The sequence below is a fragment of the Streptomyces sp. NPDC003697 genome, assembly GCF_053587115.1.
In genome coordinates, this window is sequence record NZ_JBSFNN010000111.1 from 1 (window position 1) to 18056 (window position 18056).

Here is an 18056-nt window from a genome sequence, read left to right on the forward strand (position 1 = left end):
GATCATCGTGTCGCTGTTCCGTTCCCGCCACTCGGCCTCGGTCGACGACGCCAGCCTGATGAAGCTGTAAGGGGTCGGCGACCCTCTGGGGTCGCGCGCCGGTCGATACAGCGAGCCGGTCGTCGGGTGATGCGGTCAGCGGGTGCCGCCGGTGGACGGGCGGCGGGCGCCAGTGGGCGTGGCCCGTCGCCGGGTGGTGGGCGTCCGCGGGTGCCGACGGTCAGTCGGTGCCGCGGCCCAGGAGGCGCTCGGCCGCCGCGAGTATCTCGGTGACGCGCAGTCCGAACGCCGCGTCGCACGGGTGGGACAGCCCGGTCCGGGCGGCGGCGAGCAGCGCGTCGGCGGCGCGGGCGAAGGCCGGGACCGCTCCCTCGGCGCCGTCGGGAAGAGCCGCCACCCCCGCCTCGCCCCGCAGTTCCACCGTGACTCCCGCCGCCGCCGGGGGAGCGGTGAGGCTCAGGGTCAGCGTGCTCGACGCCCCGCCGGCGTGGTCCAGGACCACGTGCACCGTGTCCCCGGGACCGTACGCGGCGGCGGTCACCCCCCGCACGTCGCCCAGCACCGGCAGCAGCACCGACAGGGCGTGCGGACCGACGTCCCACAGGGCGCCCTTCTCCCGCCGCCACGGTGACGCGGCGAACGGGCTGTCACCGGTGAACACCGCCCCGAGCCACTGCGCCCGCGCGGTGAACCATCCCTCGCGGCCCGCCTGTTCCGTGATCCAGGCCGCCGGCTCGGGATGGAAGCGGGTGGTGAAGAAGACGACCGAGGCGACGCCTGCCTGCCGGACGGCCTCGACGACGGCGCGCCCCTGTGGCACGGTGGCCGCGAGGGGCTTGTCGAGCAGCAGGTGGCATCCGGCGCGCGCGGCGCGCACCGCGAGCCCGGCCTGCACCTGCGGTGGCAGGGCGACGGCGACCGCGTCGACGTCGGCCAGAAGCGCGTCGACGTCGTCGTAGGCCCGGGTGCCGTGCCGCTCGGCCAGGTCCTTGGCAGCGTCGGGGCGCCGCCCCCACACACCGGTGAACTCCAGGTCGCCGTGCCCGCTCAGTGCGGGCGCGTGGACCGTCCGCGCCCAGGGGCCGGTGCCGAGCAGTCCGATCCGCATGCCACTGCCTCTCCGCCGTGCCGAACAGGATGACGGCCCCCCTGTCCGGGGCCGGTCCTGGCCGAGCGTGTCACACGAACGGGGGCGGCGGGCAGCCCACGGGGTGGTGCAGGTGGGTTGCCCGCCGCCGGCCGCCCGCCGCTACGGTTCGCGGGTCCGCCCGTCGCGACGACGCGCGGCCCGGGGCGGTGCGCCGTTCAGGCCGGCCGCCGCGGCTCCCGTTCAGGCCGCCCCCATCGCGACGGCACGCGGTTCACGCGGCGCGTCGCCGCCTGTGGGCGGCGTCCGCGCCCCGCCCGGCCCGGGCCGGAAGGCCGCCGCCGGCCGGGGCGTCCTGGCGGCCGCCGGGTATCAGGCGCAGATGCCCGCGGCGCCCGGCATGCCTGCGCCGCGCCGGGGCGGTGCCGAGCACACGATCCTCCAGCCGGTCCATGACCAGCAGCAGCACTGACACGAGCGGCAGCAGCAGAACAGCGACGAAAAGCACGGCATCCCCTCAATCCGACACACGGTGCGGGTGCTCCGGACGCCACCGCCCATGGGTTCGGCGACGTGAAGAATCGGTGACGATCGGGGGGGATCTGTCGATAAGAGGTCGCGCAGATAGGCGGCGTGGGGAGTCCCTGGCGACGAGGCGGGCAGAGGTCCTGGTGATCACGGAGTTGCGACGGTCTGTGATCACTGGACAGACCTGCGTACGCGCTGCCGTCATGCTCAGGTCTGAGCCCAGGTGGTGGGGGTCGGTGTCAGCTGAGTGTTTCGCCGCCGTCGATGGTGATGATCTGGCCGGTGACGTAGTTGTTGGCCATGAGGAAGAGGGCCGAGGCGGCGGCTTCCTCGGCGGTGCCGAAGTGGCCGAGGGCAGCGGTCGATCCGGGCGGCGGCGATCGCACGACCTCTTGGCAGAGCCGCACGCGCGAGGTCGCCGAGGTCAGTGGTGTGGCCGGCGTAGCCCTGCGACGAGGAGTTCGGCCATGCGGCGTGCGTCGTAGCGGGGATCGCTCTCCGCGCCGATGCAGAGGTTTCCGACGCCGCGCATGAGCTGGTACGCGTCGATGTCGGGGCGGATCTCGCCGGCGACGGCTGCGGCTTCGAGCAGTTCGGTGCAGACGGGTAGGAGGCGGTCGAGGAAGTAGGCATGCAGCGCCTCGAACCCGGTGTTGTCGGCCTGCAGCACGGCGGCGAGTCCGTGTTTGGTCACCACGAAATCGACGAAGAGGTTGATCCACTGCCCTAGTGCGGAGCGCGGGGACGGGCTGGTCGCCAGCAGGGCCGGACCGGCATCGGCGCAGGCGTCGACCTGGTGCCGGTAGACGCCGATGATGAGGTCCGCTCGCGTCGGGAAGTGGCGGTAGATTGTGCCCACCCCGACGCCGGCCTTGGCCGCGATGTCGCGTACCGGCGCGTCTACGCCTGACGTGACGAAGACCGCGGCGGCCGCATCGAGCAGGGTCTTCTGGTTGCGCCGGGCGTCCTTCCGCCTGGACGGGGCTGCTTGTCCTGTGCCCTTTTCGCTGTCGTTCACCGCACTGCTCCTTCCGCTCGCCGCTTGCAAGAACGGAACCGTGTTCCGTATTGTTTCGGAACCGGGTTCCGTTTTGCTCATGATGCCAGAGCAGGGGCCCGGCAACCAAGCCATGCAATGCACCACGCTTCACCCGCTATGAGGAGGCACGGTCATGCAGTACCGCACCTTGGGCCGCACCGGTGTGCAGGTCAGCACGCTCGCGCTCGGCGCGATGAACTTCGGAAAGGTCGGGCGCACCAGCCAGGACGAGGTCACCGCCATCGTCGACGCCGCCCTGGAGGCGGGGATCAACCTGATCGACACTGCCGACGTGTACAGCGGCGGCGAGTCGGAGGAGATGGTGGGCAAGGCCATCGCGGGCCGCCGCGACGACATCGTGCTGGCCACGAAGGCGACCATGCCGATGGGCGACGAGCGCAATCGCCAGGGCAGCTCGCGCCGCTGGCTGGTCACCGCTCTGGAGGACAGCCTGCGTCGGCTCGGCGTCGACCACGTCGACCTCTACCAAATCCACCGGTGGGACCCGAACACCAGCGACGAGGAGACTCTGTCAGCGTTGACAGACCTGCAGCGCGCGGGAAAAATCCGCTACTTCGGCTCCTCGACCTTTCCCGCCTACCGCATCGTGCAAGCCCAGTGGGCCGCCCGGGAGCACCACTTGAGCCGCTACGTCACCGAACAGCCCAGCTACTCAATCCTGCAGCGCGGCATCGAGACCCATGTGCTGCCCGTGACCGAGCAGTACGGGCTCGGCGTCCTGGTATGGAGCCCACTGGCCTCGGGCTGGCTGTCGGGCGCGATCCGCGAGGGCAGGGAAATCACCACCAGCCGCTCAACGTTCATGCCGCAACGCTTCGACACCACCATCCCCTCCAACCGGGCCAGGCTCGACGCCATCGAACGGCTGGCCGGAGTCGCCGACGAGGCCGGCCTGACGATGATCCAGCTCGCGCTCGGCTTCGTGACCGCGCACCCCGGCGTGACCAGCGCGCTCGTCGGCCCCCGCACGCTGGACCACCTGCACTCGCAGCTCGCCGCCGCAGACACCAAGTTCTCCGCCGACGTACTCGACGTGATCGACGCCATCGTCGCCCCCGGTGCCGACCTTGCCGCACACGAGAAGAACGACACCCCGCCCTCGCTACTCAACCCGTCCCTGCGGCGCCGCTGATCACCCCAGCGACAGCCTCCACATCCTCTTGTGCGACGTCCCGAAGCTGCAGCAGTGGAGGGCGGTAGCAAATTCCGCTTCATCTCCCCGACTCCCCGCCCAGCCCGTCCGGTGCCGCCCGCCGCGGGACGAACCGGGTCGCCGGAGCCATGACGACGATCGCCGGGGCCCTCGTTTCACCGCCCTCACCGGCCCCGGCGTCCGCGCGCCGGGAGTACGGCGGTGCGGCCGGAGCGCGCAACTGTGCGCGGTAGGGGCCCCACCGAGCCGCCGCGAAATACCGTTGGGCGCACCACGGCGACCACTGCTAGTCTCCCGGAGGCCGTGCGAGAGAACGAGGAGGTGGTACCCGTGGACACAGTATCGACATGGGTGCTCCCCTCCGGGGTCACGGTCGGGCGATAGGTCGTCCGGGAGCGCCGTTGCAGCGCACTCCCGAAAGGCACGACCATGCGATTCACTTCTGAGCGGCACCTTGACGACGGCGTCCTCGAACGCGAATTCACCCTCGGCGAGATCCCCGGCATCCTGTGGACGCCCGGATCCGAGTCCGCACCGGCGCCGCTGATCCTGCTCGGCCACCCCGGCGGACTGCACACGATGTACCCCCGACTGGTGAGCCGGGCCCGCCACTCCGCCGCGGAGGGCTTCGCCACGGCCACGATCGAGCTCCCCGGGAGCGGTGACCGGCCCCGTTGGCCCGCCGCCGAACAGGCCCGCGCCGACCTGCGCCGGGCGATTGAGGCCGGCGAGCCGGTCAGCGACGAGATCGTCGACGCCCTCGTCCTCCCGCTCGTCGAAAGGGCGGTCCCGGAATGGCGGGCCACCCTGGACTCCCTCCTTCCGCTGCCCGAGATCGGCGGTCCGGTCGGGTACTCAGGGGGAGTGATCTCCATCGGCATCCGGCTGGCGGTGGTCGAGCCGCGCATCGTGGCCGCCGGTCTCTTCGCCGGGAGTTTCGTGCCTCGCGCCATGTTCCAGGAGGCCCGCCAGGTCACCATTCCGCTGCACGTCCTGCTGCAGTGGGACGACGAAGGGAACGACCGGCAGGCCGCCCTGGACCTGTTCGACGCCTTCGGCGCCAAGGAGAAGACCCTGGAGGCCAATATGGGCGGGCACACCGGCGTGCCGCGGTCCGCCGGGGAGGCTGCGGCAAGATTCTTCACCCGGCACCTGAGGTAGCCGCCGACTGCCCCCGCCGTCGGGCCGGCAGCAGACGGCAGGCGGCGCCGGGCAGGACGCCGCTCGTCGAGGACGGGCCACGGCCCGCCTCGACGGCGGTGGCCGGCGGATGCACACCCGCCCCGATCGCGCCGGTACCGGCCATCGGCAGGAAAAGCGTCTACGTCCTCGAACCCGGCCGCGGGGCGGTGGGCGGTCCGGTGCATGAGGAGGACGCACACGAGTGACAGGGGGCCGAGGAATATCCGGTCTCACGCCGGTGGAGTCAACCAACCCAGCGTATTCGCAAGGGACTTCGGGTTTCGACTTGTCGAACTGTGCTTTGGCCTATGCCAATTGACGCCCGGCACGCTCGGCGGCTGGGGTTTTTCCGTGAAGGACCGGACAGAAGGTGCGAGTGCTCCGCGCGGGTTCCCCGGTTGGGCCGGGAGCCGGTCCGCCACGCTGTACTGTTCCGTCGTGCCAGCCCAGTTGGCGCGGTGACCATGGCGGAATCTGGGGGATCGATGGAGAACCAGCTGTCCACGAACATCGACGAGAGCGTGCCGACGGCCGCACGGATGTATGACTACTACCTGGGCGGCAAGGACAACTACGCGGCCGACCGCGCGGCGGTGGAGGAGCTCGACAAGGTCGTCCCCAGCACCCGGCGGCTGGCCCTGAACAACCGCCGCTTCCTGCAGCGGGCGGTCAGGACGCTGGCCCGGGAGTACGGGATCCGGCAGTTCCTCGACCACGGCTCCGGCCTGCCCACCCAGGACAACGTCCACCAGGTCGCCCAGCGCATCGACCCCACCACGCACGTGGTGTACGTCGACAACGACCCCATGGTGCTGGTGCACGGCCGGGCGCTGCTGCAGCAGGACGAGCGCACCGCCGTCATCCACGCCGACCTGCGCAACACCGACGAGATCTTCGCGCACCCGGACACCCAGCGGCTGATCGACTTCTCGGAGCCGGTGGCCGTGCTGTTCAACTCGGTGTTCCACTGCATCCCGGACAGCGAGACCGACGGACCCTCGGCGGTGGTCCGCCGGGTCCGTGAACGGCTGGCCCCCGGCAGCCCGTTGCTCATGTGCCAGCTGGTCAGCGATGACCCTGAGGTGCGTTCCTCCGTCACCGACTTCATGGCGCAGGCCACCCAGGGGAACTGGGGCCGGGTCCGCGAGGAGAAGGACGTCGCGGAGTGGTTCGAAGGCCTGGAGATCCTCGAACCGGGCCTGGTGGAAGTATCCACCTGGCGACCGGACACGGAGGTGGCACCGCGCCAGCTCACGTACGAGTGGGTCGAGTTCGGAGGCATCGGCCTGGTCCGCTGACCGCCTTCCGGCGGACCGTCTGACCGTCTTCCGCCGCCCCTTTCGCCCGCCGGGCCGGCACTCGAGTGCCGACCCGGGGGGATCAGTTCCTTCCCCGGGTGCCGCCGCTGTGCTGCTGCCGGGTACGGTGGACGGCGACCAGGGCGGCGTCGTCGCCCAGACGGCCGCCGGCGTGGGCGAGCAGGTCGCGGCACAGGTGTGCGACGAGCGCGGCCGGAGCGCAGTGGGTCCAGCGGGCGACACGCTCGGCCAGCGGATAGAACCTGCCGGAGCCGTCGCGCGCCTCGGTCACACCGTCGGTGTAGAGCAGCAGGGTGTCGCCGGCCTCGAAGGGCACGGTGTGGTCGGCGTGCGCGTCCACCGGGCGCAGGTGGGCGCCCAGCGGTGGGGCGGTGTCGGCGTCGACCGGCTGGGGCGCTCGCCCGGGGCGCAGGAGCAGGGGCGGCGGGTGTCCGCAGTTGGTGAGGTGGGCGACGGGTCTGTCGTCGGGCAGGTCCAGGAGCAGGGCGGTGATGAAGTGCTCCCCGGTTTCGTCGCCGGTGGAGGCGAAGTCGACGAGGTAGCGCTGGACGTGGGTGTCCAGGGCGGTGGCGAGGTCGGGCAGGCCGGGGTGGTGGGCGGCGTTGAGGCGGAAGGCGCTGAGCAGCAGGGCGGCCTCACCGACCGCGGCCAGGCCTTTGCCGCGGACGTCCCCGATCAGCAGGCGGGTGGTGCGGTCGGCACGGGTGGCGGTGTAGAGGTCGCCACCGATCTGGGTCTCCTCCTCGGCGGCCAGGTACCGGCAGGCGATCTGGAACGGTCCGATTCGGTCCGGCATCGGGCGCAGCAGGGCGCGCTGGGCGGTCTCGGACACCGACTGGGCACGGACCAGCTGGCGGTGGTGGCGTTCGCGTACCACGGTGAACAGCACGATGAGCACGGACAGCACGGTCAGCGCGGCGATCTGGGCGAGGTGGTTGCTGGTGGTCAGTCCACCGTGCAGCACGCCGATGCACACCTGCGCGGCGACCGCGAGGGCGCCGATCGCCGCGGTGGTCCGGGGCCCGGCGACCGACGGCGCGAGAGCGGGGGCGATCACCAGCAGCGGCCCGAGATGGACGCTGGTGGGGGAGTGGACGTCGACGACCGTGATCAGCACGATCAGTGAGACCGGAACCAGCACCAGCCAGCGGTTCTGCTGGTCCTCGTACCCCCATCGCGCTCGCAGACCCATGCAGTCCACTCTGCGGGGTGTCCCCCGTCTCCGCATCACTGGGTTCTTCGGCGGCCCTTCGCGGTCCGGCCGTCGTTGACGGCACAGCGGGTCACAGGCGGGCGCCCGGCAGACGGGCAGTCACACGAAAACGCCCCCGCACGGAACACCGGTGGTGTCCCTGTGAGGGGGCGTGTTGGGTGAGCGTGCGGCGGAGGCGGTGACCGGAAGGCAGCCGCCGTCACGGCGTGGCGTAGCGGTCCTCCATCGTCTTGCGCAGCAGCGCCAGCGTCTCCTGGGGCGTGAGGGCCTCGTCGGCCAGGCGGTCCAGGGCGATCCGGTACTCCTCCGTCTCGTCCCGGTCCTCCAGGAAGTTGGCGCTCCTGATGTGTTCGAGGTAGACGACGTCCGGCAGGTCGAGTCCGCCGAAGCGGAGGTACGTGATCGGGATGCCGGGCGCGGAGGCGTTCGTGACGTCCAGGGGGACGACCTGCACGGTCACGTTGGGCCGTTCCGCCATCCTGATGAGATGGGCGAGCTGGTCGCGCATCACCTCGCGGCTGCCCAGGACGCGCAGCAGGATGGACTCGTCGAGCACCGCCCACAGTTGCGGAGCGTCCTTGCGCGTCACCAACTCGGCGCGGCGGGTACGCAGTTCGACCCGCCGCTGCACCTCGCCGGCCGACGCGGTCGGCAGTCCGCGCTCCACCACCGCACGCGTGTAGGCGGGGGTCTGCAGCAGACCGGGCACGTACTGGATCTCGAAGGTGCGGATGGCCGCGGCCGCCTCCTGCAGGCCGACCAGCCGGTCGAACCACTCCGGCATCAGCCGCTTGTCGTAGCGCTGCCACCAGCCGGGCTCGCCCGCGCGCCGCAGCAGCTTCAGCAGGACCGAGGACTCGTAGTCGTCGGTGCCGTACAGCTCCAGCAGTGCGCGGACGTCGTCCTCCGCCGGGGGCCGGCGGCCCTTGCCCGACTCGATGCGCGAGAGCTTCGCCGCACTGAAACCGAGGGCGCGCGCGGCCTGGTCCTGGGACATGCCGGCGTCCTCGCGGAAACCCGCCAGTTGGACGCCGACCAGCATCTTCAGCAGCGTCGGGGCCGGTTCGGAGCGGTCCAGATAAGGTTCGAGTCGGGAGATGCGATGCGGCTCGGCGGACATCCTGACTCCCAGTAGACCGGCAGACTTGAGGCCTACACTATGGCACGGCGGTGCCCGGAACGGCATCCGGCCGGGTGAGTCGGCACATCGCCTTCCGCTTACACCAGATGGTCGAACTCGCCGTCCTTGGCGCCCGCGAGGAAGGCGGCCACCTCCGCGGGGGTGTACACCAGCGCGGGGCCGTCGGGGTCACGGGAGTTGCGCACCGCGATGCCGCCGTCGAGGAGAGCGGCGACCTCGACGCAGTTGCCCTCGGCGTTGCTGTGGCGGCTCTTCGTCCAGCGGGCGTCCAGCGAACTGGCCCGCACTCCGTTCTGCACTGGTGGCACCGCGTTCTCCTTGCTGTTCACGTTGCCCGGACGTACGGGGTGGGGGCCGACGGCTCCGCGCCGGGCCCCTCTCCCTCCCGCGCACTTTCGCGGGAAATTTCGCGTGCAATTGCACGCGAGGGCGCTCAGCGTGGATAATAGCCGCGGCGTCAACCCCCCGTGGACGCCGTTCGGTGACGTCGCATCAGGGAGATGCCGTGCCCTCACCTGCGAGCCGGGAACTCGAAACGATGAGCGCAGCCGCGTCGAGGACGGACGGGGCGGTGGTGCCCGGCGCGAACGCGAGAGGGACGCCGGCCGCGTCGTCCCGCCCGGAGTGGGACGTGATCACCGGCGCGATCGCCTCCGTGGCGCTGCGTGTCGAGTGCGGGCGCGAGGGGTTCGCGCGGGCGCGGGCGTTCACCCGTGAGACCCTGAGCCAGTGGTCGCTCGCCCACCGGGGCGACGACGCCGCCCTCGTCCTCACCGAGCTGGCCGCCAACGCCGCGACGCACGCGGTGCCGTTCGTCCCGGCGGCCGGCGCGGACGTCTGGCTCGGGCTGGCGCTGGAACGGACCCATGTGACACTCACCGTCTCCGACCCCTGCGACGACCGCCCCGTGCCCGCGGCCGCGGCTCGCTCCGAGTTCGAGGAGCACGGTCGGGGTCTGTGCATCGTCGACGCCCTGGCCGAGGAGTGGGGCTGGGCCCCACGGCCTCCCCGGGGCAAGACCGTCTGGGCGAAGTTGTCCACCCGTCCCTCCCACTGACACCACCGCCGCGGAAAGGTCCGACGCCATGCGCACCGCACCGACGGAGCAGCCGAGTCCCCAGTGCACCGACCGCGAGACACCGGCGGGCCACGTGGCCGCCACCACGCCCCTCGCCGGACTGGACCAAGTGCCATGGCGCGACATCAAGGACTCCACCGGCTCGGCGGCCGCCATTCCCCTGCTGCTCGACGACGTGGCCCGAGGGGACGCGGCGACGGCGCGGGCGGCCCTCGACGATCTGCGGAAACGGATCTGCCAGTACGGCTTCGTCGTGGAGCAGGCGACCGCCGCCGCGGTCCCCTTCCTGTGGGAGCTCGCCCAGTCGCCCGGGGTGACCTGCCGGCCCGAGATCGTCAAGCTGCTCAAGAACATCGCCGACGCCCGGCAGTGGGAGAGCGTCGCCACCGTCTATCCCAAGCTCCTCAACCACCGTGAGAACCACCTGGTGTGGGAGCGCAGGGCCCGGCAGGCGGTCCGGGCCCGCCGCGGAGCCCTGCGCAGGATGCTGGCGGAGGTGCGGGAGGCCGACAGGGAGCTCGCCCAGGCCACGACGGAGCTCGCCGACGCCCTCGCCGAGTGACGTCCCGAGGTGCGGCGCGGGCGGCGGGCGGCCGTGCCCGCCCGCATGGCCACGTGACCGGATCGGGCGGGAGCTGCCCGTATGCCGGCGACGCCGCGCCGCGCGACCGGCCGCGCCGGGTCTCGATCCGGCCCGGTCCCTGGTCCGTCCCTACGACTGGGCCGACCGCGGGGGAGCGGGCAGCGCCCAGCGGATCCCGGAGGTCACCGCTTTGCCGAGCGGCCGTACGCACAGTCCCTCGGCCGGCGGGAGCCGGGGCAGCCACAGTTCCCGCGAGGCCCAGACCGGCAGCAGCGAGACGGCGTTGGCGGCGATGACGCCGTACGGCAGCCGCGCGAGGAGCGGCACGGGCGGATCGAGCAGCAGGAAGCGCGCCGTGCTGCGGGCGGGGCCCGTCCCGCGCAGCTCCCCGCGGTAGGCGGCCAGGCGCCCGGCCAGTTCCGCCCGGTTCACCGGAGGGTCCGGCACACCGAGCTCGACGGCGATCCGTGCCATGTCCGCCACGTAGCCGTCGCACCCGTCGTCGTCCAGCGGTCGCGCACCGTAGCGCTGGTGGGCGCGCAGGAAGCTGTCGACCTCGACGGCGTGGACCCAGCCCAGCAGATGCGGATCGGAGGCGTGGTACGCCTGCCCGCCGGGCGTGGTGCCCCGTACCGTCTCGTGGATCGTCCGCACCCGGTCGCACGCCTGCCGGGCGCTGTCGGCCGTGCCGTAGGTGGTCACCGCGAGGAAGGTGCTCGTCCGCTGCAGCCGCCCCCAGGGGTCCCCGCGGAACCCGGAGTGGGCGTCGACCGCGGCCATGGCCAGGGGGTGCAGGGACTGCAGGAGCAGGGCCGACAGACCGCCGATGAACATCGAGGCGTCCCCGTGCACTCTGCGGATCGGCCGGTCCCGCTCGAACCAGCGGGGACCCGGGGTGCCGTGGATGCGGGCGCGTTTGTCCGGGGCGTCCGGCCCCGCCACCCGGGACAGGATCTCGTGGGCGAGGCGCTCGCGCAGCACCCGCCCGTCCGCCCGGAGGAGTCTCATGGCACCGCCTCCTGCCACTCCCGCGCCGTCCCGGCACCCTGGCCGGTGTCCCCTGGGAGGTCTTCTGCCCCCGCCCGCCGGAGGGAGTCCTTCCGGCGCCGCCGGGGCCGTGCGCCCGGTTCTTGGCAGTATGCCGCACAACGCCTATATTGCGGGTTACCTCTGCCGGGTCGGGCGGCGCGCTTCCGCGCGCCGCGGACGAGAGCTGCCCGGACAACGAGCGGCCTGGTGTTGCAGCGGAGGTCTCCGGTGAACTGGTGTCCGACCGATCCGGCCATGGACTGGCGCGAACGGGGAGCGTGCCGCTCCGAGGATCCCGAACTCTTCTTCCCGCTCGGCGACGGCGGCCTGTCCCTGCGCCAGACGGAACAGGCGCGCGCGGTGTGCCGCCGGTGCCCCGTGCTGCGCGAGTGCCGGGCGTTCGCCCTGCGCAACCGTGAACGCGACGGGATCTGGGGCGGCATGACCGCGACGGAGCGCCGTCGCGTCCTGGCGTCGCGCGGGGCCGGGGGCCCCGATGTCTGAAGCGGTCGGTGCGGCTGTGCCGGGTACGGCGGAATCCGCCGGGCATGGGCACTATTTCGACAATCGTGTGTCGAGAGGCGAGCCGGATGCATGGCACGGCGTGCCTGGGGCATACGGAGCAAAACTCGAGAGAGGGGCGCTCCGTGCTGGTTCCGGACCCGAAGGCCGTCAGGACATTGCTGACTCGGTACGCATCGCTGAAGATCGCTCAGGCGGAGAGGGAGAGAGCAGAGGCGGCTCGGGAGCTCGATGACGTCAGTTACACGCTGTGCGTCATGATGGGTACCAACCGCCTCGATGACGCGATCGCCAAGGCGGACGCCCTGCTCGTCGCCTCCGGGCGGATGGCGGGCGTCGCCGCCGACCCGGACGGGGAGGGCGGGCTGTCGCTGGCCGTGTGACCCCCCGGGGCGGAGGCCGGGTCGTGCCATGGCACGGAGTGCCGGACTGTGGAGCTCGCGAGGGTAACGGTTCGGCCACGAACATTTTCGGCCGCCGTCCCGATCACGGCGTCACCGTGTGCCGGTCGGCGCTGTCGTCCGCGTCCCGCGGAGCGCGGCGGGCCAGCCACCGGGCGATGGTGCCGGCGATCGGCTGGCCGGTGTCCACCTCGATGAAGCCGAACTGGCCTGACTGGTTGCACTCGAGAAACCACCACGTCCCGTCGGCGTCCTCCACGAAGTCGAAGGCGCCGTACGCCAGCCGGGCCCCGTCCATGTAGGCGCGCACGGCCGCGGTCAGCCGCGGCGGTACCTCCGCCGGACGCCAGGGGCCGCCGGAGGAGGCGAAGCGCACGTCGACCTCGTCGGGATCGGCGTCCGCGGGGGTCTCCTTCCGCGCGGCCAGCATCGTCTCGCCGACGACCGTCAGCCGGATGTCGGCACGCTTGGCGACCCGGCGCTGCAGCAGGGTGGGTCCGTAGGCGACGGCTGAGAAGTCCGCGTCCGGAGCGACGCGGCTGGTCGGCACGGCCCGGGGCGGCTCCTGGGGATGCGCGCCGGAGACCGGTTTGACCACCAGGTCCGGGAAGCGTTCCGCGAAGTCGCGGGCGGCCTGCGGGAAGGTCGTCACCAGGGTGGCCGGGACGGGCAGGCCGCTGCGCTGGGCGAGCCGCAGCTGCCAGGGCTTGTGACGGGCACGGTGGGCCGCGTCCGGATGGTTCATCCAGCGTGCCTCGCAGCCGCGCAGCATGCCGTAGAGCGCCTGCGCGGACTCCTCGCCGAGCCAGGCCGACGGCTGGGCCGCCCGGGCGGCCGGAACCCCGGGCCGGCGCACCCAGACGGACCGCAGACTGTTCAGGCCCACCAGCCGGCCCCCCGACGACAGATGGCCGCGGAAGGACCCGTGCACCCACTCGCCCGACAGCGCGACGCCCGCCGTCAGATCGGCCGGGTCGAGCCGGACCACGGGGACGCCGGACGCGTTCAGGTGCACCACCACCATGTCCGCCGTCACGTCCTCCTCGCCGGTGAGGATCAGTACCGTCATCGTCGCGGGCCGTGTTCAGTCGTCGAAGTGCGTCTTGGAGCCCGCCGTCGAGGTGGTGGTGCCCAGTTCCCTCAGCAGGGCGTGGTCGGACGCGGCGATCCGCCCGTCCACCAGGACGTTCAGCTGCAGTCCGCAGTCGTAGGCGTACGGCGTGGTGGTGTCGTGTTCCACAGCAGGACGTGCGTAGTTGAGCGCGAACGGTTGCATCGTCTCTCCCCTGTCGGTGCAGCCCCGGTACAGCGGTGGTCACCCTTGCGGCGTCGCTTGGCCCGCTGGCTTCGGTTCGTTTCCCCAGACTTATACGAATCGAACGGGTGGTTGGGTTCCTTACGGAGCGTAGTCACCGGGGCCGGGCTGCTCACTTCGGCCGAAACGCAGCGGTCCCCGCGCCGGCCGGGGCAGCCGCACGTCGGCGGAGCCACGCAGGGTGCGCAGCGCGAGAAGCAGGACGCCGATGTCGTCCAGGTACACCGGGTCGGGCACGAGATCGGTCGGCAGGACCAGGTAGAGGACAGCCCCCCAGAACACCCAGCGCGGTCCCGTGGGGAGCCCCGCGCGGCGCAGGTGCCGCCGGGTACGGACCAGCCGCACCAGCAGGCCCACGGCCACGGCGAGGACGGCGGCCGCGACCAGCCCGGCGACGATCAGCACCTTCGTGGTGGAGTCCACGGTCCGCCCCCGCCTCCTTCTCCGCCGCCGGACGACGTTCGTCCCTCTCCGGATGCCCGGTTGCCGTTCGCGTATGGCCGCCGAACGGGCGGAACGGAGTTTCGGGCGGCCACGTCTGGTGCAAACGCGGCGAACTGTGCAGCGGCTGATCCGTCGTGAGAGTCCGTGTGCGCTTCCCAGGAGGGGAGATGGTGACGAGTTGTCGGATGCCCATCACCGCAGAGATGCGGGACTCGATGTGCCCACCCGAAAGGTGGGCCGGACTCTCTGTCGAGCTGGCCTCGACGTCCCTGAAGGCGGGCCGTGCGGAGCTGTTTCCTGCTGTGCGTCCGATGCACCCTCCCCCTGGGCGCCCTCCTCGGCGGCATCTGCCGGCGAACGCCGGCCGACCGGCGGAAGACCACGCCGAGCGCCGCGCGGGGGCCCGCGTGCGGCGCTCCGGAGAAGGCGCCGAGCCCGGTGCCGTCCGGGATGTCATCCGTGCGCCGTGCCCGACTGGCGGGGCGGCCGGGGGGACCTTAGTAATGGTCAAGGTAATACGCGTGTCGCGCTTCTCAGGCGCAGGAGCGGCCGCACCCCTGCCTTGGAGCCCAGGATGACCACCCGCTCTACACCCCATCCGACCCAGTCCGTCATAGCGTTCACCGAGGAGATCCGCTGCGCCGAGTCGAGGTCCGGGACCGCCGGTGGCGGCGAGTGCGAGGGCGTGGACGGCGATCCGGTGCGCGGCCTGGTGCGCGCCGCCGTCACCGCACGGCCCCTGGACGAGGTGGCCCAACTGGTCACCCTGCTGGAGCAGTCGCCGGAGTACGCGGACGCCGTCGTCGACGTGCTGCGCGCGGTCGGCACGGACCGCCCGGTGGAGGACGTCGCCCGCCTGGTCTCCGAGCTGACCCGGCCGCCGCGCGAGGCCCGCAGCGCCGACGAGATCATCCGCGCCGCGGTCGAGAGCCGTGACGTCGAGGACGTGACGCGCCTGATGGCACTGCTGCACCGGGCGCCGCAGCAGCCGCACTGCGGCCGGGAGGTGGTCCGGGCGGCTGTCACCGGCCGGACCGTCGACGAACTCGTCGAACTCATCGGCCGGTTGGCGCGGCAGCAGCGGGACGGACTCGACTCGGCCGTAGGTGTTCCGGTCACCCTCGCCGAGGAGACCGCGCTCGCGAACGCGGGGCCCACGGACCTCCCCGGTGCGCCGCCGGCGCCCGCGGGTCCTCTCGGGCTCCCCGGTACGCCGCCCGGGAACGCGGGCCGCGCGGGGCTCACCGGTACTCCGCCGGGATGCGCGGTTTCCGCGGGGCTCACCGATGTGCCGCCCGGGCCCGCGGGTTCCACGGCCCCCGCGGGCGCGCCCAGCACCGGCCCCGCGGATGCCACCGGTGTGCCTCTCGCTCCCGCGAACTCCGCGGACGGCGCCGGTGCGCCGTCAGTGCGCCCGAGCCCTGCCGTCCCCACCGGTGCGCCGTCGGCGTCCACGATCGCCGAGGCCGCCCCACTCTCCGGCTCGCCCGTCGAGGGCGGCGAGGGGGGTGAAGCCGGCACCGGTGACGGCGACGGTCTCGACGTGTACGGCGGCGAGCGCCGCACCCACGGCGGCGCGCGGCACGGCCGGCCCTCCCGGCGCTTCTTCTGGCCCGGCTGGCTGGCGGCCGCCGCCCTGGTGGTGTGCGGCACCGCGCACTTCCCGCTGCGGCGGGAGGGCGCGCCACCCGGCGTCTACGGCCTGACCCTCGCCGCGTCCGGGATGTGCGTGCTGCTGGCGCTGCTGCTGGCGTTGCACACCCGCGTGGCGGTGCTGGTGGCCGGGATCGTGCTGCCCGCGGCCCTGGCGGGCGCCGGCTTCCTCGCCGCCCGCCTCCGGCCGCCCGAACTGTCCCGCGCCCTGGAGATCACGGTGGCCCCGCCCCGGAGCGCCGGCATGACCGCGGCCTGCGCGTCGCTGGCCTCCCTCGCGGCACTGGCGCTGCTGGTGATGGTGCGGGTGGCCGAGCGGCGTACGGCGCCGCAGCCGACCGACTGACGCTTCTCGCCGGCCGGGGGTCGGAGCCCCCGACCGGCAGCGCGTCCGGGCACTCCCACCCGGCCTCCACCCGCCCCGCACCACCGGACCAGTGGTGCGGGGCGCGGTGTCGGCCGGGCACGTTGCCGGACCCCGCCGCGCCCCGCCACGGCTCCAAGCGCTGCCGCGCCGCCCGGCCCTCCGGCGCGGCAGGGCGTGGGCCGACGGCACCCGCCCGGCAGGCGGCCCGCGTCGGAGCGGTCAGGGGGTGTCCGGCGGATCAAGTCGGAGGAGACCGGCGATGCCTTGCAGCCCGCGTCCACGGCACGATCCGCCGGGCCGCCTCTCAGTCGGTGGTCCCCCCGGCCACGGGGCCGGCCGTCGGAACGGAGCGGCTGTCGGAGTCCTTACGGCTCTGCGGCAGGGACCCGGTGCCGGTCCCGGGCGCCGGATCGGCACCGGTCCCGTCCGGGGAGTCCGCACCGCCCGGGGGGAGGGAACCGGTGCCGCCGGGACCGGACCCGGAGGCGGCGGGGCGCAGGGAGAGCGCGGTCTCCTTGAGCCGTCCGAGCCCTCGGGTCAGCTGCCGCAGCGGCGACTGGGCGGGCGTCGAGGAGGGCTTCGGGGCGGGGAGTGTGCCCTCGTAGTCGCGGTAGGCGGCGAGTGCCTCGTGGGCCCGCTCGGCCGCATCCCGGTACAGGTCGCGGGACTTCGTCATGGCCTCGAGGGCGTCGGCGTACATCGCGACCAGCGCGCGGGCCCGCGCCAGTTCCTCCTCGACGGTCACCAGGTGCCACTCCTCGCGCAGCGCCGTGAGCGCCGCGTCGGCACCCTCCGGCAGGGGCCGCGGCAGCGCGGCGAAACGGGTCACCGCGTCGATCAGCTCCTTGGGTTCCGTGCCGTCCAGGAAGACCGTGCGCACGGAGAACTCCCGCCGGTCGTAGCCGGACGGCGCGGGACTGCCCGGCAGGACGACGGCGCCCCCGCGGGGCAGTTCGACGGCTGACTCCTCCAGCGCCCAGTTGACCGCCCTGAGCCGGTGCGGCGCCGCCCGGTGCTCCACCACGCGGTGCCGCAGGCCGGGCGGCAGCATCCGCACCAGTGACCGGCGGCCGCGCTCGTCGGGCGTCATGGCCTCGTGCACGACGACGTGGATGCTCCAGGTGTCGCGTCCCGCGTGCCGCAGGACGCGCCGCAACGCCTTGTCGTCGTCCTCCGGGAGGCGGTTGACGTCGCCGAGCCTGAGGCCGGCGGCGTCCCGGTCCCAGCCCGCGTCGGGCTCCTGCGGCCAGAACACGGCGGCGGGCGAGGGCCAGCGCGGATCCCAGGGCCGCTCCGCCTCCGCGACCAGCACCCACTCCCGGGCGTCCGCCGAGTCGCGGTGCGGCGTGAGTGCGAGTCTGGCGCGCACGGTCACGTCACCCGGGGCCTGCCAGCGGGCCTCGAAGACCTGCTCCGCGGCCGCCCCGGCGTCCTCCGGTTCGGGACGGTCCTGTTCGAGATGGTCCTGGATGACGGCGTCGGCCTTGAGCTTCTCCAGGTGGCGCCGGACCACGGTCTCCGTGGCCGGTCCTGCGTGGTGGCCACGGGCCAGCCACACCGTGGCCGGGACGACGGGACGGGCGGCGGGGGAGAGGAAGGGGAAGTTCGACATGGGCCAATCAACGGGCGGGGACGGAGGGCTTCCCCCCAGTATTCGTCATGCCAGATCAGGATGGGTGGGCCGGGGGCCGTCGTGGCGGTGTGTCCGTGCGCCGTCCGATGGACGACGCACCCCGTCCGGCCGCGGGGGCGGGCCGGCGTTTGCCGGTACGCCGCCGGATCACCGCGCGCCGGAGCGGCTGCTGTCCGCATCCCCGCACGGCACCCGGGGTGCCGTGCGGCGCGGGACGCATCCGTCGGGGAAACGGGTGACCTCGGCGGCCGCTCGCCCCCTGACCGGCCCGGCGGTCCGGCCGCGCGAGCCTTTCACGCACCGGGGCCGTGCTCGGCAGTGGGCCGCACCTGGCATCGCAGGTGCGGC

Annotated in this window: 20 protein-coding genes and 1 pseudogene; 9 read left to right on the forward strand and 12 right to left on the reverse strand. The window is 73.0% G+C overall.

Going from position 1 to position 18056, the window contains the following annotated elements; genetic code table 11:
• A pseudogene (locus tag ACWDNY_RS28670) lies at positions 1–70 on the forward strand (NADH-quinone oxidoreductase subunit NuoK); the annotation flags it as partial.
• A 150-nt stretch (positions 71–220) separates the two neighbouring features.
• Here the strand turns inward: ACWDNY_RS28670 and ACWDNY_RS28675 are convergent.
• The 4 genes from ACWDNY_RS28675 to ACWDNY_RS28690 form a co-directional block, all read right to left on the reverse strand.
• Positions 221–1108, reverse strand: a complete 888-nt coding sequence (locus ACWDNY_RS28675) for a Gfo/Idh/MocA family protein (protein ID WP_451648713.1) — start codon at positions 1106–1108, stop codon at positions 221–223.
• A 253-nt stretch (positions 1109–1361) separates the two neighbouring features.
• Positions 1362–1595, reverse strand: a complete 234-nt coding sequence (locus ACWDNY_RS28680) for a hypothetical protein (RefSeq protein ID WP_451648714.1) — start codon at positions 1593–1595, stop codon at positions 1362–1364.
• Between the two features lie 259 nt (positions 1596–1854).
• Complete coding sequence (locus ACWDNY_RS28685; RefSeq protein ID WP_451648715.1) at positions 1855–2001, reverse strand: SDR family oxidoreductase; 147 nt, start codon at positions 1999–2001, stop codon at positions 1855–1857.
• Between the two features lie 38 nt (positions 2002–2039).
• On the reverse strand, positions 2040–2633 hold the full coding sequence (locus ACWDNY_RS28690) for a TetR/AcrR family transcriptional regulator (protein WP_451648716.1): 594 nt from the start codon (positions 2631–2633) through the stop codon (positions 2040–2042).
• Positions 2634–2787: 154 nt separating this feature from the next.
• On the opposite strand from ACWDNY_RS28690, the gene ACWDNY_RS28695 reads away from it, so the two are divergent.
• The 3 genes from ACWDNY_RS28695 to ACWDNY_RS28705 all read left to right on the forward strand — a co-directional run bounded on the left by ACWDNY_RS28695 (position 2788) and on the right by ACWDNY_RS28705 (position 6308).
• On the forward strand, positions 2788–3807 hold the full coding sequence (locus ACWDNY_RS28695; protein WP_451648717.1) for an aldo/keto reductase: 1020 nt from the start codon (positions 2788–2790) through the stop codon (positions 3805–3807).
• A 450-nt stretch (positions 3808–4257) separates the two neighbouring features.
• Entirely contained in the window at positions 4258–4989 is a 732-nt protein-coding gene (locus tag ACWDNY_RS28700) for an alpha/beta hydrolase (protein ID WP_451648718.1), read from the forward strand.
• Between the two features lie 485 nt (positions 4990–5474).
• A complete protein-coding gene (locus ACWDNY_RS28705) occupies positions 5475–6308 on the forward strand; it encodes an SAM-dependent methyltransferase (RefSeq protein ID WP_451648719.1) in 834 nt (277 codons plus the stop codon).
• Positions 6309–6390: 82 nt separating this feature from the next.
• Here the strand turns inward: ACWDNY_RS28705 and ACWDNY_RS28710 are convergent, their stop codons facing one another.
• The 3 genes from ACWDNY_RS28710 to ACWDNY_RS28720 all read right to left on the reverse strand — a co-directional run bounded on the left by ACWDNY_RS28710 (position 6391) and on the right by ACWDNY_RS28720 (position 8991).
• Positions 6391–7521 (reverse strand): PP2C family protein-serine/threonine phosphatase, encoded by a 1131-nt coding sequence (locus tag ACWDNY_RS28710; RefSeq protein WP_451648720.1) that lies wholly within the window; start codon positions 7519–7521, stop codon positions 6391–6393.
• Between the two features lie 220 nt (positions 7522–7741).
• Positions 7742–8662 (reverse strand): helix-turn-helix domain-containing protein, encoded by a 921-nt coding sequence (locus ACWDNY_RS28715; RefSeq protein ID WP_451648721.1) that lies wholly within the window; start codon positions 8660–8662, stop codon positions 7742–7744.
• Positions 8663–8760: 98 nt separating this feature from the next.
• On the reverse strand, positions 8761–8991 hold the full coding sequence (locus ACWDNY_RS28720) for a DUF397 domain-containing protein (RefSeq protein WP_451648722.1): 231 nt from the start codon (positions 8989–8991) through the stop codon (positions 8761–8763).
• Positions 8992–9221: 230 nt separating this feature from the next.
• On the opposite strand from ACWDNY_RS28720, the gene ACWDNY_RS28725 reads away from it, so the two are divergent.
• Both ACWDNY_RS28725 and ACWDNY_RS28730 read left to right on the forward strand, forming a co-directional pair.
• Positions 9222–9740 carry an ATP-binding protein gene (locus tag ACWDNY_RS28725; RefSeq protein WP_451648723.1) on the forward strand — a complete coding sequence of 173 codons (519 nt, stop codon included), beginning with the start codon at positions 9222–9224 and terminating at the stop codon, positions 9738–9740.
• A gap of 28 nt (positions 9741–9768) precedes the next feature.
• A complete protein-coding gene (locus ACWDNY_RS28730; RefSeq protein ID WP_451648724.1) occupies positions 9769–10323 on the forward strand; it encodes a hypothetical protein in 555 nt (184 codons plus the stop codon).
• Positions 10324–10473: 150 nt separating this feature from the next.
• On the opposite strand, the gene ACWDNY_RS28735 is transcribed toward ACWDNY_RS28730, so the two are convergent.
• Complete coding sequence (locus ACWDNY_RS28735) at positions 10474–11352, reverse strand: oxygenase MpaB family protein (protein WP_451648725.1); 879 nt, start codon at positions 11350–11352, stop codon at positions 10474–10476.
• Positions 11353–11601: 249 nt separating this feature from the next.
• Between ACWDNY_RS28735 and ACWDNY_RS28740 the strand changes: the two genes are divergently transcribed.
• Both ACWDNY_RS28740 and ACWDNY_RS28745 read left to right on the forward strand, forming a co-directional pair.
• A complete protein-coding gene (locus ACWDNY_RS28740) occupies positions 11602–11877 on the forward strand; it encodes a WhiB family transcriptional regulator (protein WP_451648726.1) in 276 nt (91 codons plus the stop codon).
• A 143-nt stretch (positions 11878–12020) separates the two neighbouring features.
• Positions 12021–12278, forward strand: coding sequence for a DUF5133 domain-containing protein (locus tag ACWDNY_RS28745; RefSeq protein ID WP_451648727.1), 258 nt, complete (start codon positions 12021–12023; stop codon positions 12276–12278).
• Positions 12279–12381: 103 nt separating this feature from the next.
• Here ACWDNY_RS28745 and tgmB read toward each other — a convergent pair whose 3' ends face one another.
• The 3 genes from tgmB to ACWDNY_RS28760 form a co-directional block, all read right to left on the reverse strand.
• On the reverse strand, positions 12382–13365 hold the full coding sequence (tgmB, locus tag ACWDNY_RS28750) for an ATP-grasp ribosomal peptide maturase (RefSeq protein ID WP_451648728.1): 984 nt from the start codon (positions 13363–13365) through the stop codon (positions 12382–12384).
• A 15-nt stretch (positions 13366–13380) separates the two neighbouring features.
• A complete protein-coding gene (gene tgmA / locus ACWDNY_RS28755) occupies positions 13381–13572 on the reverse strand; it encodes a putative ATP-grasp-modified RiPP (RefSeq protein ID WP_451648729.1) in 192 nt (63 codons plus the stop codon).
• 120 nt (positions 13573–13692) lie between these two features.
• Positions 13693–14034, reverse strand: coding sequence for a YkvA family protein (locus tag ACWDNY_RS28760; RefSeq protein ID WP_451648730.1), 342 nt, complete (start codon positions 14032–14034; stop codon positions 13693–13695).
• Positions 14035–14629: 595 nt separating this feature from the next.
• Between ACWDNY_RS28760 and ACWDNY_RS28765 the strand changes: the two genes are divergently transcribed.
• Positions 14630–16054, forward strand: a complete 1425-nt coding sequence (locus ACWDNY_RS28765) for a hypothetical protein (protein ID WP_451648731.1) — start codon at positions 14630–14632, stop codon at positions 16052–16054.
• A gap of 325 nt (positions 16055–16379) precedes the next feature.
• On the opposite strand, the gene ACWDNY_RS28770 is transcribed toward ACWDNY_RS28765, so the two are convergent.
• A complete protein-coding gene (locus tag ACWDNY_RS28770) occupies positions 16380–17687 on the reverse strand; it encodes a hypothetical protein (protein WP_451648732.1) in 1308 nt (435 codons plus the stop codon).
• Positions 17688–18056: the final 369 nt, after the last annotated feature.

What these genes read in the sequence shown, in the direction of transcription:
- tgmB (WP_451648728.1), bottom strand. Translation starts at nt 13,365, where the DNA reads ATGACGGTACTGATCCTCACCGGCGAGGAGGACGTGACGGCGGACATG.
- ACWDNY_RS28710 (WP_451648720.1), bottom strand. Translation starts at nt 7,521, where the DNA reads ATGGGTCTGCGAGCGCGATGGGGGTACGAGGACCAGCAGAACCGCTGG.
- ACWDNY_RS28695 (WP_451648717.1), top strand. Translation starts at nt 2,788, where the DNA reads ATGCAGTACCGCACCTTGGGCCGCACCGGTGTGCAGGTCAGCACGCTC.
- ACWDNY_RS28730 (WP_451648724.1), top strand. Translation starts at nt 9,769, where the DNA reads ATGCGCACCGCACCGACGGAGCAGCCGAGTCCCCAGTGCACCGACCGC.
- ACWDNY_RS28675 (WP_451648713.1), bottom strand. Translation starts at nt 1,108, where the DNA reads ATGCGGATCGGACTGCTCGGCACCGGCCCCTGGGCGCGGACGGTCCAC.
- ACWDNY_RS28715 (WP_451648721.1), bottom strand. Translation starts at nt 8,662, where the DNA reads ATGTCCGCCGAGCCGCATCGCATCTCCCGACTCGAACCTTATCTGGAC.
- ACWDNY_RS28700 (WP_451648718.1), top strand. Translation starts at nt 4,258, where the DNA reads ATGCGATTCACTTCTGAGCGGCACCTTGACGACGGCGTCCTCGAACGC.
- ACWDNY_RS28765 (WP_451648731.1), top strand. Translation starts at nt 14,630, where the DNA reads ATGACCACCCGCTCTACACCCCATCCGACCCAGTCCGTCATAGCGTTC.
- ACWDNY_RS28725 (WP_451648723.1), top strand. Translation starts at nt 9,222, where the DNA reads ATGAGCGCAGCCGCGTCGAGGACGGACGGGGCGGTGGTGCCCGGCGCG.
- tgmA (WP_451648729.1), bottom strand. Translation starts at nt 13,572, where the DNA reads ATGCAACCGTTCGCGCTCAACTACGCACGTCCTGCTGTGGAACACGAC.
- ACWDNY_RS28735 (WP_451648725.1), bottom strand. Translation starts at nt 11,352, where the DNA reads ATGAGACTCCTCCGGGCGGACGGGCGGGTGCTGCGCGAGCGCCTCGCC.
- ACWDNY_RS28705 (WP_451648719.1), top strand. Translation starts at nt 5,475, where the DNA reads ATGGCGGAATCTGGGGGATCGATGGAGAACCAGCTGTCCACGAACATC.
- ACWDNY_RS28770 (WP_451648732.1), bottom strand. Translation starts at nt 17,687, where the DNA reads ATGTCGAACTTCCCCTTCCTCTCCCCCGCCGCCCGTCCCGTCGTCCCG.